At 48.4% G+C, this 15,269-nt stretch carries 14 protein-coding genes; all 14 read left to right on the forward strand.

From position 1 onward, the window contains the following. Positions 1 to 19 precede the first annotated feature (19 nt). The 14 genes from I2H39_RS07680 (at position 20) to I2H39_RS07745 (ending at position 15,264) form a co-directional block, all read left to right on the forward strand. Positions 20 to 991 (forward strand): class II fructose-bisphosphate aldolase, encoded by a 972-nt coding sequence (locus tag I2H39_RS07680; protein ID WP_195626178.1) that lies wholly within the window; start codon positions 20 to 22, stop codon positions 989 to 991. Further along, a complete protein-coding gene (locus I2H39_RS07685; RefSeq protein WP_195626179.1) occupies positions 982 to 1,938 on the forward strand; it encodes a class II fructose-bisphosphate aldolase in 957 nt (318 codons plus the stop codon). The genes I2H39_RS07680 and I2H39_RS07685 overlap by 10 nt, the downstream gene beginning before the upstream one ends. Beyond that, a complete protein-coding gene (locus tag I2H39_RS07690; RefSeq protein WP_195626180.1) occupies positions 1,935 to 3,389 on the forward strand; it encodes a lactate racemase domain-containing protein in 1,455 nt (484 codons plus the stop codon). The genes I2H39_RS07685 and I2H39_RS07690 overlap by 4 nt, the downstream gene beginning before the upstream one ends. Positions 3,390 to 3,437: 48 nt before the next feature. Then, a complete protein-coding gene (locus I2H39_RS07695) occupies positions 3,438 to 4,655 on the forward strand; it encodes a hypothetical protein (RefSeq protein WP_195626181.1) in 1,218 nt (405 codons plus the stop codon). A 190-nt stretch (positions 4,656 to 4,845) separates the two neighbouring features. Further along, the gene (locus I2H39_RS07700; protein WP_138307778.1) at positions 4,846 to 6,528 is read left to right on the forward strand and encodes a methyl-accepting chemotaxis protein; all 1,683 of its coding nucleotides are present in this window, start codon (positions 4,846 to 4,848) and stop codon (positions 6,526 to 6,528) included. 403 nt (positions 6,529 to 6,931) lie between these two features. Further along, a complete protein-coding gene (locus I2H39_RS07705) occupies positions 6,932 to 8,026 on the forward strand; it encodes a threonine synthase (protein WP_195626182.1) in 1,095 nt (364 codons plus the stop codon). 45 nt (positions 8,027 to 8,071) lie between these two features. Next, positions 8,072 to 8,701 (forward strand): PAS domain-containing protein, encoded by a 630-nt coding sequence (locus tag I2H39_RS07710; RefSeq protein WP_138307782.1) that lies wholly within the window; start codon positions 8,072 to 8,074, stop codon positions 8,699 to 8,701. A 146-nt stretch (positions 8,702 to 8,847) separates the two neighbouring features. Then, entirely contained in the window at positions 8,848 to 9,483 is a 636-nt protein-coding gene (locus I2H39_RS07715) for a GntR family transcriptional regulator (RefSeq protein WP_195626183.1), read from the forward strand. Positions 9,484 to 9,565: 82 nt separating this feature from the next. After that, a complete protein-coding gene (locus I2H39_RS07720) occupies positions 9,566 to 10,654 on the forward strand; it encodes a mandelate racemase/muconate lactonizing enzyme family protein (RefSeq protein ID WP_195626184.1) in 1,089 nt (362 codons plus the stop codon). Beyond that, complete coding sequence (locus tag I2H39_RS07725; protein ID WP_138307787.1) at positions 10,655 to 11,671, forward strand: alcohol dehydrogenase catalytic domain-containing protein; 1,017 nt, start codon at positions 10,655 to 10,657, stop codon at positions 11,669 to 11,671. 13 nt (positions 11,672 to 11,684) lie between these two features. Further along, on the forward strand, positions 11,685 to 12,461 hold the full coding sequence (locus I2H39_RS07730) for an SDR family oxidoreductase (protein WP_138307789.1): 777 nt from the start codon (positions 11,685 to 11,687) through the stop codon (positions 12,459 to 12,461). A gap of 17 nt (positions 12,462 to 12,478) precedes the next feature. Further along, positions 12,479 to 13,507, forward strand: a complete 1,029-nt coding sequence (locus I2H39_RS07735; protein ID WP_138307792.1) for a C4-dicarboxylate TRAP transporter substrate-binding protein — start codon at positions 12,479 to 12,481, stop codon at positions 13,505 to 13,507. Further along, entirely contained in the window at positions 13,491 to 13,976 is a 486-nt protein-coding gene (locus tag I2H39_RS07740) for a TRAP transporter small permease (RefSeq protein ID WP_138307795.1), read from the forward strand. The genes I2H39_RS07735 and I2H39_RS07740 overlap by 17 nt, the downstream gene beginning before the upstream one ends. Next, positions 13,969 to 15,264 (forward strand): TRAP transporter large permease, encoded by a 1,296-nt coding sequence (locus tag I2H39_RS07745; protein WP_138307797.1) that lies wholly within the window; start codon positions 13,969 to 13,971, stop codon positions 15,262 to 15,264. The genes I2H39_RS07740 and I2H39_RS07745 overlap by 8 nt, the downstream gene beginning before the upstream one ends. Positions 15,265 to 15,269 lie beyond the last annotated feature (5 nt).

Raw genomic sequence — 15,269 nt, forward strand, 5'->3', positions numbered from 1 at the left:
ATCAGATAAGGAGAGAATAATGGCACTTGTATTAAATCAGAGAGAGCTTTATCAGCATGCTGTGAGTCATGAATACATCATTCCGGCATTTAATTGTTTTGATATAGAATCCATGCGGGCCATTGTCATGGCAGCGGAGGAGGAGGATTCACCTGTGGTTTTACAGGTCTGCATGGCCATGCATAACAAAGTGCATCCTTTGGGAAAATTTGTTTCATACATAAAGGACTATCTTGCGGATGCAGAGGCCCCGGTTCTGTTGAACCATGACCACATGCAGAAGATAGAAGACTGCATGGAGGCTGTTGACATGGGATTTCCGTCTGTCATGTTTGACGGGTCTCATCTTCTCTTTGAGGAAAATGTGGAAAAGACAAAAAAAGTGGTGGAATATGCCCATGCCAATGGAAGATGGGTGGAAGCTGAACTGGGGAGTATTCCCGGTTTTGAGGATATTATTTTCAATGCCAAGAGCATATACACCAATCCGGAACAAGCAGCAGAGTTCATTGAACGTACAGGCTGTGATTCTCTTTCCGTTGCGGTCGGTACAGCGCATGGAGGAGTTCGTGCTAACGGGCCCCTGGAAATGGACTTTACTCTTCTGAAAGAGATAAAAAGAGCGGCAGGAGCCACGCCATTGGTACTGCATGGAGCTGCTTCACTGCCAAAGGAGTATATCGATGAGGTAAATGCTTACGGAGGCACGGTTGAATATCTGAGTATGTGTCTGGAAACCACGATTGAGAAAAGCCGGCATTATGGCGTGGCTAAGGCCAATATGGATGTGGATAATTTCCTGAAGTATACATACACATTGCGAAAGTTCTTTACAGAGCATTCCGACCAGTTTAATCCCTTTGATTATAATACGCTGGCCAGCAGCGCCATGAAGGAAGCCTGCGCTCATAAAATGAGATATGTGACAAAAAGCGCGGGATTTGGAACCGGATTTATTTGCGGAATGAGAGGGGAAGATAAATGGGTTTAGTTGCCAATCAAAGAAAACTATACGCATTTGCAAGGAAGAATCATTTTATTTTGCCTGCATTTAACTTTTATGATTTGGAGTCCATGCGCGCCATATTTGAGGCGGCACAGGAAATGGATTCACCGGTGATTGCCCAGATATCATTGTCAGCGTATGGGAATCTTGCTCCTATCCATGAGTTTGTTCCTTTTGTTAAAACAGTGACCGGGCAATACAGTGTACCAATTATGCTGCACCATGATTATCTTCCGGACCTTACATCATGCAGACACGCAGTGGACTTGGGTTTCCAGTCAGTATCCTTTGATGGTTCCGGACTGCCGTACCATGAAAATCTTTACATTACACAGCAGGTAGTTGAATATGCCCATATACATGGGGCTATTGTGGAAGCGGAACTGGGAAATGTTCCCGGAGATGGCTTTGTGGCTGCCAGTGTTTATACAAATCCGTATCAGGCTGCGGAATTTGTGCGAAAAACCGGCTGCGATGCCCTGGCCGTATCGGCAGGCACCTCTCACGGTGGTCTCCGTACAGGGAAGCCTCTGGAAATAGAATACGGATTATTAGATAAAATTAAGGCAGCGGTGGGGGATATTCCGCTGGTTCTTCATGGAGCGGCCTCCAGGCCCGCTGCCTATACTGACCGCGTCAACCGGTACGGCGGAAGGGTTGAGTATCTCAGCATGGCTCCGGAGGAATCCGTGTCAGAGGTCAGGCATCATGGAGTGGCCAAGATTTATGCTGATATGGACAATTGGCTTAGCGTAACAGGGGCTCTCCGGCAATTCTTTGCGGAAAAACCAGATGTTTTTAATCCCATTCAATATATGCCGGCCGGCGGTCTCGCGATGAAGGAGGCAGTTAAGCATAAGATGGAGTATGTTGCCCGAAGTGCCGGATATGGCCGTGGTTTTTTAGACGATTGCAGGGAGGTCGCAGAATGAAGCTGGAGTTTGAATATGGGAATGGACGGATGGGCGCTGAATTACCTGAGAAGACAGATGTATTTATCCCGGGTACCACAGTAAAGGACCCGCCCTGTATACCAGAGGAGCAGATAATTGAACGGACAAGGGAATCCATCCGCAATCCAATGGGTATGAAGCCGCTATCGGAAACAGCACATAAAGGAAATACGGCAGTGTTTGTTATTCCGGACATTGTGAAGGGAGGCTGTCAGGCAATGTCCCACCGCAAGGTGGCAATACAGGTAATATTGGAGGAACTGTATGCAGCCGGTGTGGAGAAAAAGGATATACTGCTTCTGTTTTCCAATGGGCTGCATCCACGTACCACTGTGCCTGAGATGCAGAAAATCCTGGGAGAACAGCTATTTAATGAATTCTATTATACACATCAGATTACAAGTCATGATTCTGAGGACTATGAACATCTGGCAGATTTGGGCTATACAGCGCGCGGCGACCGTGTACTAATGAACAGATATGTATTTGAGTGTGACATTCCCATCCTTATCGGGCATACCCAGGGAAATCCCTATGGAGGATATTCCGGCGGTTATAAGCATTGCGCCACCGGCATTACACACTGGAGAAGTATTGCCTCTCACCATGTGCCGGATGTTATGCACCGGTCTGATTTCACGCCTGTGTCGGGCCATTCCCTGATGCGCACTAAGTTTGACGAGATAGGTATGCTGATGGAACAGGAGATGGGGCATCCGTTTTTCTGCTGTGATGCAGTGTTGGACACATGGTCCCGGCAGATTGAAATTAATTCCGGGTATGCGGCTATCATGCAGCCAAAATCGTGGATTATGGCCAATAAACGTACATATGTGCCGTTTGCAAAGGAAAAATATGATGTTATGCTCTTTGGAATGCCATTGGATTTTCATTATGGAAACGGCATGGGAAGCAATCCCATTCAGATGATGCAGGCAATCAGCGCCCAGGTAATCCGCCACAAACGTGTCATGAAGGACAACTGTGTCATTATATGTTCATCAATCTGCAACGGCTACTTCCATGATGAGCGCTGGCCTTATTTACGGGAACTATATGAGATGTTTCAGCATGATTATATGAATATACTGCCGGATATGAATCGTTACGGTGAATATTTTGCCACCAGCGAGGAGTATATACGGAAATATCGGTTCTGTAATGCATTTCATCCATTCCACGGATTTTCAATGATGTCCTGCGGACATATTGCAGAGATGAATACATCTGCTATTTATATTGTAGGTGCCCAGGAGCCCGGAATTGCCAGGGGGATGGGACTTAAGACACGGGCTACATTTGAGGAAGCTTTGGCTGACGCAATGAAAAAGTATGTGGGACCCAACCCCAGTATACTGGCACTGCCGCAGACTTTTCAATTGGGAGCAGTCCATCTGTGTATGAAGGACGATGACTTAAGTCGTGTTTGATTCATCTGGGCCGGCTGGTTTGGAGCAGTTAAAAAAAGGAGTTGGACAATGAACATCGCCATAAGAAAAATATTTGAAGAAGGTGAGGGAGTGTTCCGGATGGTACCTGCCTTTGTATCAAAAAATTTCAATTCACCTGGAAAGCGGTTAAAACTGCATCCGGATGACTATTATTATTACGGAATGAAGGCAGGGGCAATCATGGAACGATGGTTTTGTTCCATTAATAAAGCTCGCAATCATAATCCGGAGCGAGAAGACGAGGGATTAAGCTATGTACTTGGATTTGATGGGGAACAGATATTGTTTGCGGATGCAGTAAGCGAATTAAAGGAGGAATTGATTGGAAACAGTCTTCAAGATACGTATGGGACCTGGCCGGTATTTGCAAAGTTTTTTGATTATGGGAATCCCCTGTTTTTCCATTTCCATCCCGGCGCCGTTGTAGCTGAACGGGTTGGCTGTTCGGCAAAACCCGAATGCTACTATTTTCCGCCGCAGCTAAACAGTCACGCAGGCGCCCGCCCCTCTACTTATTTTGGGTTTAACCCTGACGTTACGAAGGAGGAAATACGCAGCAGAATAGAGCATTTCGGAGATTATGACACACATATAACTTCTTTATCAAAAGCTTATGACCTGGAACTCGGTACGGGCTGGTATATTCCTGCAGGCGTTCTGCATGCACCTGGGTCGCTGCTTACATACGAACCGCAATGGGGAACTGATTTGAATTGTGTATTTGAAAATGTTGTGTGCGGGGAAGTATATTCTACGGATTATCTCAGTGATATTTGCCCGCCGGAAGAGGAAAATAAAGTGGATTATATCATGAATGCGGTTGATTGGGATAAGAACTTTGACCCGGATTTTAAGGCGCATTATTTCAGACCGCCATGCCCTCTTCCTTATAAAGACAAGAATCTTACGGAAAAATGGATATGTTATGGAAATGATTATCTGGCTGCAAAGGAAGTTTCCATTGCCCCTAAATCGACTGTCACCTTAGTGGATGAAGCCGCATATGGATGCGTGGTGATACAGGGATTTGGACTGTTCGGTGCATATAATGCAGAAGCAGTGAACATGATGCGCGCAGGGGACCTGACAGCAGATGAGTTTTTTGTGAGTAAAAACAGCGCGAATAAGGGAATTAAGATTGTAAACAACAGCGTTTCGGAACCCATGGTAATCCTGCAGCACTTTGGACCGGATAATGCAGTTTATGCAACTACAATGACTCCGGCATTAGACAAAACAGTCTGAAAATACAGGTTTATAAATGCGTTGATTCATTTTAAAAATGAACCAGCGCTTTTATTATCTGCAGTTGTTTATGGAAAGAAATCGTGCTATAATCCTTTTAGTAAAACATTGCCCACATATATATCAGAATTCAGATACGCTTCTGGCGGGGCTGATGTGAAACTATAAAGAATTCGGGGGTCCGGGTGCGATGAAAAATTTTAAGGTGGGAAAAAAGCTGTTTATTTCTTATTCCTTGGTCCTGGCCATTCTTCTGGCAGGATGTATTGTGAGCATTGTGGATTTAGTAAGACTGGGGAGGCAGATTGAAACATTTTATGACGGCCCCTTTACGGTTAACAGCAGCGCCAATATTATTAATTCAAATTTCGAGAAGATGCAGAAGTCTGTATACCGTGCCATCTCAAACACCAATCCGGAAATCGTGGACGAGGCAATTGCCAGTGCCAAGGATGCTGATTCGGCTATTAAGGAACAGCTGCCGGTGATTGAGGGCCATTTTATGGGAGACACCCAGATTGTAGTCCGTCTGAAGGCAGCTCTTGCCAGGCTTGAGCCCATGCGCGAACAGGTATTGGCCCTGGCAGGGCAGAATAAAAAAGCTGAAGCAGCAGAGTATATGGAGAACAACAACATCTTCGCAATTAAAGAAGCGCAGACAGAGCTGAACCATTTGATTGAGAATGGAAATGCCAAGGGAGAAAGCCTTGTGGACGGTCTGAGGTCCAGGTATATGAATTCAATCATTACCATGGCCATACTTGGAATTGCAGGCGTGGTAATCAGTGCTGTTTTCGGTGTCTACATCGTACGGGGAATCACCGGACCGGTCAAGGAACTGGAACAGGCTGCCCGAAGTCTGGCACAGGGCAGTCTGTCCGATGTGCGGATTGGTTATATATCGGAGGATGAACTGGGAATGCTTGCCCAGGACATGCGCAGCATGGTGGCCATGTGGCAGGATGTGATTCAGGATGAGGCGTATCTTTTAACTGAAATATCCAATGGGAATTTCAATGTGCACAGCAGTAAGAGAGAATGTTATGTAGGAGAATTGAACCAGCTGCTGATGTCCATACAAAAAATTAACAGCGGTTTAAGCGATACCCTGTCTCAAATCAACCAGTCGGCAGCGGAGGTGGCATCCGGCTCTGAACAGGTATCCATGGGGGCGCAGACCCTGGCCCAGGGGACCACGCAGCAGGCAGCGTCCGCAGAAGAGCTTTCCAGTACCATTATGGAGATATCAAATCAGGTTGACAGAAACACAAAAAATGCACAGCAGGCCAGCGCTGATTCCCGTATGGTCCGGCTAAAGGCAGAGGAGAGCAGTGAATGCATGGGGGACATGCTGGAGGCAATGGCAGAAATCAATAAAGAGGCCAATGAAATCTCCAAAATCATCAGAACCATAGAAGATATTGCATTTCAGACCAATATTCTTGCGCTGAATGCGGCAGTGGAGGCAGCACGGGCAGGTGAGCAGGGAAAGGGCTTTTCCGTTGTGGCCGGTGAGGTGCGCAGCCTGGCCAATAAATCTTCTGCTGCATCCAAGAGTACGGCTGCCTTGATAGAAAACTCCCTGCGGACAGTGGAAAATGGAAAGGATATAGCCAATAAGACCGCGGTATCCCTGTCAGAGGTCGTCAATGGGGTGGGACGTGTTACGGAATCCTTAAATAATATTGCGGAGGACTCGGCGGGGCAGTCTGAAGCCATCCGTCAGATTACAGAGAGCATTGAGGTGATTTCGGATGTGGTCCAGACGAATTCCGCAACTGCAGAGGAAAGCGCGGCTGCCAGCGAAGAGTTATCTTCCCAGGCACAGATTTTGAGATATCTGGTTGAACGTTTTAAACTTAAGGATGTATAATTAGAAAATTCAGTTTGGCACACAAATGGGCCGGCAGTTTCCTGCCGGCCCAATTCGTATGAGAAAAGTTGTATGAAAAGCATTATGCTTTATAAATTAAATATAGCACTAATGTATGAATAAGATATGAACAGGGTTGACTTTTATTATGTATTTTACCGTATATTTTACTTATGTTTTTTTAGATGCCGCATAGTCCGGGATAAAAACGGAATATATAAAATAATATATGAATCCATAAAAAAATATTGACAGCATATCCATTATATAGTATATAAAATGATATAAAAATGAAATGAGAACAACAGGGAGACCGAACCCGCAAGGCAGGCAGCTGTACTGATACCATAAGATATAAGCCTGCAAGGCGGAAATAGAGACTGACCCGGCAGAAGGAGGGCGTATGGACTACATCTGTTCAAAATGCGGAAAAAAGGAAACGGTAAATACCAGAAAACCGGCCTGCGGATGCGGAGGGCTGTGGAAACTGGACTATAAGGCGCCGGTGTTCAGGCAGGAGCTGATAGACCGGGACACCTGGGGAATATTCCGATACCGTGCATTCATGCCGCTGTCAGATGAGAGCTGGAAGGAGATTACCCTTGGAGAAGGCATGACTCCGGTTATCCGGTTCTCTGAGGATGTTCTGCTTAAGATGGATTATTTCATGCCCACCCTATCCTTTAAGGACAGGGGAGCCGCGGTCCTGGCGGCCCACTGTAAATCCATAGGTGTGGATTTTGTGGTACAGGACAGCAGCGGCAATGCGGGAAACAGTGTGGCGGCCTACTGTGCAAAGGCAGGCATCGGATGCGAGATATTTGTGCCTGAAGGCACATCGCCCAAGAAGATTGACATGATAAAATCCCATGGTGCAATGGTCCATATTGTTCCGGGTACAAGGGACCACTGCGCGGATGTGTGCCGGGCCAAAGTGAGGGAAGAGGGGAAATATTATGCCAATCATGTGTACAACCCATTTTTCTATGAAGGCACAAAAACTTATATTTATGAGGTTTACGAGCAGCTTCACCGGATACCGGAGCATCTCTTTGTCCCTCTGGGAAACGGCACCTTATTCATTGGGGTGGTCAAGGCGCTGGAGGAGTTCCTGGAAGGGGGAATCATTGACAGAATGCCCCGGATTGTGGCTGTGCAGAGTGAGAACTGCGCGCCGTTTATAAAGTCGGTTGAGACCAGAAGCAAGGAAGTGCAGCAGGTGGATGTGAAGCCCACGCTGGCAGAGGGAATTGCCATCGGCGTCCCCATGAGGGGTGAGGAAATCCTGGAATCCATTTACAAATATGATATCCCGGTGGTTGCCGCGCCAGAGAACCGGATTCTGGAAGCAAGGTCAGTTCTGGCGGCCAGGGGCATTTACTGTGAACATACAACAGCCGCTTCCTATGCAGCGTATTGCAGATACTGTGAGTTATACGGGCCGGCAAAGGACTCGCTTATATCCATGTGCGGGGCAGGGCTTAAATCCGACCATTGATGAATCCGGTTTGGACAAGTGCATACAACGGCGGAAGGAGGAGCGATGAATTCTATATTGAAAACATATTTTCCTGTTGCTGATATGATAGCAGGAACCTTTGGAAACAGCTGCGAGGTAGTGGTCCATGATTTGTCCAAGCCTGAAAGCTCGGTTGTCCACGTTGCCAATGGCAGCGTGACCGGAAGGCAGGTGGGCCAATCGTTTGACCATCTGGTGCGGCAGGTGCTTCTGAATAAAAATTTTAAGGATGACAAGGTAACCAACTATCTGTTTGAATCCTCTGACGGCAAGAAGGTAAAGTCATCCTCAGCCCTGATACGGGATGAGGCCGGGGAGGTAATCGGCATGCTGTGCATTAACTGCGACCTTACGGCCTGTCAGGTGATGCAGGCCCAGCTCCAATCCTTTTTATGCACAGGACAGGCAGAACCTGAGGCTGAGAAGGATGTGGACCAGGACGTGATGGCTGTGATTGATGAGCTGATACTAAAAATCATCGGGACAGCCGATGTGAAGAACATGACCCGGAAAAAGAGCGTGGAGATTGTCCGGTTTATGGATGAAAAGGGAATCTTCCTTGTCAAGGGGGCTATTGATAAGGTGGCTGCCCTTATGGGAGTGTCCAGGGTGACCATATACAGTTATCTGGATGAGGCAAAGGGAAGACGCTGATTGTGCAGGCAGGGGAATTGTACATTTTGCACAAAAATATGGCTTGTTTTTTTACACAATAATGTTCGAAAAGGACTTGTTAATCAGACATAGCTGTAATATAATCTAAATATGCAAGTGATATATCACAGACAAGGATGGAATTTATGGGATTAGGAAAGACGGATATAGCATATGAGTATTTAAAGAACAAAATCGTTACATGGGAAATTCCGCCCATGTCTGATATATCTGAGGAACAGCTGCAAAAGGAGCTGGATATAAGCAGAACCCCAATCAGGGAAGCCATCCTGAGGCTTGAAAAGGATGGGTTTGTGTATCTCTATCCCCGTAAAGGAACCATTGTGGCGGAAGTCAGCCGTGATTTGGTGGAGGAAATTTACCAGGTGCGGCTGCTGCTGGAGCCATTCATTGCCGAGGAGGCAAGCCACAGTGTCAGCAGGTCATGGTTAAAGGATTTGCGGGAGCGTCTGGCGAACCCGCCGGAGAGCCTGACGGACAGGGAGTTAAGGGTGTATTACATCAATCTGGACCTGGAACTTCATTCCACCCTTCTGGCAAACTGCAGGAACCGTTTTATCCAGAATGAGATGAGGAACGTATACAATCATAACCAGAGAATCCGCTGGAAAGCCTCCAATCCCAGGTCAGGTTATGATAATTCCGTTCAGGAGCATATTGAAATCATTGATGCGCTGCTGAGCGGGGACTCGGATGCGATTCGGGAGGCAACCACACGCCATATTACTGAATCCAAGAAAATTACTTACGGAGCCATGTGAGGCCGGCATGGCTCCGTAGTAAAAAAAACATCTGATATATCAGATGCATATAAAAAATATATAACAAGAAAAGGAGCAGATTATGAAGAACACAATAAAGGATGTAAGGTTTTTTAGGGCAGTTTCCAAGATAAGCAAACCCATTGCAGACTCCACCCATACTATCAGCAAAATCGCCTTCTATGTAGTGGAAGTTACCACGGAGTCAGGGGTAAAGGGTCAGGGGTACCTGCTGTCCTTCCACTATTCACCCAATGCAATTGAGGGCGCCCTGAAGGATATGTGTGAATTTGTCAGGTCCAATTGCTATCAGGTCTATGAGACGGTTAAGGTAAAGAAGGATTGGGACAGGGAGGCGGAATATTTCGGCAATACGGGACTGAATACATGCGCCGTAGCGGCCCTCAACATTGCCATGTGGGATGCCTGGGGACATACCTGCGCCATGCCGGTATGGAAAATGCTGGGTGTGAACCAGACCAGGATTCCGGTGTACGGAAGCGGCGGATGGATTTCCTATACGGATGAGGAATTGCTGGAGGAGGTACTGGACTATAAGGCCAGGGGATTTACTGCGGTTAAGATAAAGGTGGGACATCCGGAGGGCATTGAACGCGACATGCACCGTTTGTCTATCTGCCGGGAGCGCCTGGGAAACAGTGTGAAAATCATGATGGATGCCAACCAGGGCATGGATGTGGTAGATGCGCTGAAGCTTTCCGAACAGGCCAAGGTCATTGGACTTCAGTGGTTTGAGGAGCCGGTACCCCATACTGATTTTGCCGGTTATGAGCTGCTGAGGAATAAATGCGGCATTGCCCTGGCCATGGGAGAGCGTGAATATGACTGCGAGGCCCTTAAAAATCTGATTTCCAGAAATGCGCTGGACCTTTGGCAGCCGGATATTGTCCGTCTGGGAGGTGTGGAGAGCTGGAGGGATTCCGCAGCATTGGCAGAGGCGTACCATCTCCCTGTACTGCCCCATTATTATAAGGATTATGACGTTCCCCTTCTCTGTACCATCAAGACGCCATACGGGGCTGAATCCTTTGACTGGATTGACGGTATCATTGACAATACCATGAAGATTGAGAACGGCTTTGCGTACCCGAGGGAGGGCGCCGGATGGGGCTTTGCATTTAAGGAAGAGGCCCTGGAGGAGGTAAAATAAATGAAGGCGATTTATGTGTCGGAACCTGGTAAAATGGAGATAGTTGACAAAGAAATGCCGCAGATTACAGGCACCACACAGGTTCTGGTGAGAATCACGGCAGCCGGAATCTGCGGGAGCGACATACATATCCTGCACGGCACCCATGCATATGCCACCTATCCCCGTGTCATCGGGCATGAGGGATGCGGCGTCGTGGAGGCGGCGGGAGCGGATGTGACTGATTTGAAGGCAGGGGACCCGGTTGTCATTGAACCCATCCATGGGTGTGATACCTGTTATGCCTGCCGTCACGGACACTATAACTGCTGCCCGGATATTGTGGTGGCAGGTGTCCATGTGGACGGGGTCATGGAAGAATATATGGTGGTGGAGCGGAAACAGCTGCATCCCTATGACCCTGTACTGACACCTGTACAGGCAGCCACAGCCGAACCATACACCATTGGGGCTCAAGCCAATGCCCAGGCGGGAACCATGGCCGGCGACCTGGTCCTTATCCATGGGGCTGGTCCCATTGGCATGATTATCTGCGATATTGCGGAAAGCCTTGGCGCCACTGTCATTGTCAGCGAGGTGAACCAGTCCAGGCTGGACCTGGCCGGTAAGTTCGGGGCAGCCTATACCATTAATCCGGGCAGGCAGGATTTAAGGAAGTCCATTATGGATATCACGAAAGGGGAAGGTGTGAATGTGGTGTTTGAGACCAGCGGTATCCCGGCTCTTACCAGCCTTTCCGTGGAGCTTCTGAGTCCCCACGGCCGCCTGGTGCCCCTTACATTTGCCCCGGAACCCATCCCCATCAATTTCCGTCTGGTCAATAAGAACGAGCTGGTCATTGCCGGCACACGGAACCAGAACAGCAAATTTAAAGAGGTGGTGGACAGCCTTCCCGGGCGCAGGAACAGAATCAATCAGTTAGTGACCCATGTATTCACGGCGGATGAGGTACAGAAGGCATTTGAGACAGCCATGGATAAGAACAGCGGGGCATGCAAAGTAGTAATTACATTTTAGGAGGGAAATATAAATGACATCACGGGAATATGTTGCAGGTCTGTTTGACCTGACAGGGCATGTGGGTATTATCACAGGAGCCAGCAGGGGGCTGGGCCTGGGACAGGCAAAGGTGCTGACAGATGCAGGGGCAACGGTTTACAATTTAGACCTTGCGCCCCATTCAGACGAGGAGGCCATCCGGAAAGGGCATATGACGGATATTGTCTGCGACGTGACAGAGTATGAACAGGTACAGAAAGCAGTGGAAGAAATCGCGGCAAAGGAAGGACATCTGGATTTCCTGATTAACAATGCAGGCATAACCTTCAAATGCAGGGCAGAAGAATTTCCGGAGGAACGCCTGGACAAAATCATGGAAATCAACCTGAAGACGCCTCTTATGATAGCGAAAATCTGTTATCCGTACCTGAAGGAATCAGAATACATCGGGCGGATTGTTTCAATTTCATCCATGGCAGCCTACATGGGCTTTACAGGCGTGCTGCCCTATGATATGACAAAGGCGGGGATTCTGGGACTGACCAGGGGACTGGCTGAGGAATGGAAGAATGACAACATCCTGGTGAACAGTGTTGCTCCCGGCTGGTTCCTGACCAAGCTGAACGAGGATATGTTTGAACAGAACCCGGACCGAAAGGCAGCTGCCTTAAGCAAGCCCATGCTGCCAAGGTTCGGCAGGCCGGTGGAAATCGGATACATGATGCTGTTTCTTTTATCCGGCGCATCTACGTATCTGACAGGACATGATTTTACGGTTGACGGAGGAGCTACTTCTCACGGATTCTAAAAGGGAGAGGAAATTTTATGAGGGCAAAAATTTGTTTATTGACAGCTGTATTAGGGGCCGTGCTGCTGTCAGCCGGCTGCGGGGGGAAAAGCGACAGCACAGGCGGGGTAATCCGCATAAGCATAGGGCAGAGCAATAATCCGGGTGAACCGTTTGCAGAGGCCGCTGATTATTGGGCTGAGATTCTGGAAGAGGAGAGCGGGGGAACCATGGTCATGACGCATTATCCCTCCGACCAGCTGGGGTCTAAGACCGACCTGTTCGACCAGATGATTGCAGGGGATGCTGTGATTGCCCCGGGAAGCGCGCCTTTTTTCTCGGATTTGGGGATAGCGGACTTTGGCATTGTCCAGGCCCCCTATCTGTGCGCGTCCTGGGATGAGATGGAACATCTGATGGACAGCAGCTGGTATCTGAATCTGGAAAAGCAGCTGGAGGAAAAGGGGTATAAGGTTATAGCCAGGAACTGGAAGTACGGGACAAGGCATACCTTGACAAAACATCCGGTACAGCATCCGGGGGACTTAAAGGGCATGAAGATACGCGTACCCGACAGTGTGCCTTATGTTAAAACATTTGAGGCAATCGGGGCCAATCCAACGCCTTTATCCATGAACGAGGTCTATCCGGCCCTGCAGCAGGGAACCATTGACGGACTAGAGAACCCACTGCCCACTATTGTCAACGGAGGGTGGCAGGAAGTGGCCAAGTATGTCTTACTGGACGGCCATATCCTGGATATGACATCTATGGTGTGCGGTCTTGATTTCTGGAACAGCCTGACGCCGGAGCAGCAGGATATCCTTCAAAGGACGGCTGAGAAGGCAGGGGAGTATCAGAACCAGCTGATGGTGAAGGCGGAAGAGGACGCGCGTCTGAGACTGGAACAAGCAGGCGTGCAGTTTTCAGAGGCGGATGTGGATGAATTCAGGAAGGCGGCAGAGGTATATTATACCTATGACGAGTTTAAGAACTGGACCCCCGGGCTTTATGACACGGTAAAGGCGATTCTGGCAGAGGAGGAGGAAGATGACAGTGTGGAATAAAATTAAGAACATTGATTTTGTGGTTTCCGGCGTCTGCCTGGCAGGACTTGTGCTTCTGACTGTCATGGGCGTTGTCATGCGCTACGTTGCCCACAATCCATTTACCTGGCTGGAGGAAGTACAGAAAGCCCTCATAACCTGGATTGCCTTTTATGCGGGCAGCGCCGCGTTCAGGACGTCGGGCCATGTTGCCATAGAGATATTAGTGGATGCAATGCCGGAACCGGCGCAGAAAGCCGTTGGATACCTGATTCATGCAGTGGTTGTGGGAACCCTTCTGTTTCTGGCTTACAATGGGCTGTCTCTGGCCATGCTCCATGCAGGTGTGGAAAAGACCACTAACATACTGAAGATTCCCTATTGGTTCATTGATTCGGCAGTACCCATCGGCTGTCTGCTAATGTGTGTGAATTATGTGGTGACAGCTGTCTTTGGCACGGAGGATGAGGAGGTGATTTCCTATGAGTAGCCAGCTTATTGTGATTGCTTTGGTCATTACATTGGCCTGTCTGTTTTTAAAAGTACCTGTATTTATATCCATTATTGCAGGCGCCGGCGTGTACTTTTTTGCGGAACCGGCAGTATCCACTCATCTGATTGTCCAGAGAACCCTGTCGGGTATGCAGAGCGTGCCGCTTTTAGCCGTACCGTTCTTTGTTTACTCTGGAGTACTGATGAACTACGCAGGCGTGACCCAGCGCATCATGGATTTTTGTAATGTGCTTACCGCTGACATGTGGGGAGGACTGGCCCAGGTCAATATCCTTTTGTCCACTCTGATGGGCGGTCTGTCCGGGTCCAGCCTTGCAGATGCAGCCATGGAAGCCAAGATGCTGGTGCCGGAAATGCGCCAGAAGGGAATGAGCAATGAGTTCTCATCTGTGGTCACCGCCTTCTCATCATCCATCACTCCCTTGATTCCGCCAGGCATCGGTATGATTTTATACGGTTCCATAGGAAACGTATCAATCGGACAGCTGTTTATGTCCGGTCTGGTGGTGGGGATTGTCCTGTGCGCTGCCATGATGCTGTTGACAGCGGTTATTGCAAAGAAGCGGGGCTATAAGCCGGAGGCATCCTATAAAAAGGGCGGAAGGAGCCAGGCATTGGGGGCCAGTCTTAAGAGAGCAGTCCTGCCCCTCTGTCTTCCTGTCATCATCATCGGAGGTATCAGGCTGGGAATATTCACGCCCACAGAGGCAGGGGCTGTTGCGGTTGTTTACTCCATTATCCTGGGCTTTATCTATGGGAAACTGAACAGGCGCAACATGGTGGTGGCCCTGAAGGAGACACTGGTGACAACCGGTTCCGTTATGCTGATTGTAGGAGCGGCCTCTGCCCTGGCATGGATTCTCACAAAAGAACAGATTCCCCAGGCACTGACAAGCGCCATGGTTAACACCATTGGGAACAAGTATATTTTCCTGATTGCCGTAAATGTGTTCCTTCTGATTGTGGGAATGTTCATTGAGGGAAATGCAGCTACCATCGTATTGGTGCCCCTGCTGATTCCCATTGCAAGGGCATATGGAATCAATGATATCCAGTTTGCATTTGTATTTATTTTCAACATGGCCATAGGCGCTATCTCACCGCCCATGGGAACCATTATGTTTGTGACCTGCGGCGTTACGAAATGCAAGATTAAGGATTTCCTGAAGGAGTCCATACCTTATTTTGCATTGATGCTGGCAGTTCTGTTGCTGATTACTTATGTTCCGGCCACCACAACGGCCATTATAGATTTATTTTATTAGGAGGA

The organism is Clostridium sp. 1001283B150225_161107_B6, from assembly GCF_015556325.1.
Classification (GTDB): domain Bacteria; phylum Bacillota; class Clostridia; order Lachnospirales; family Lachnospiraceae; genus Enterocloster.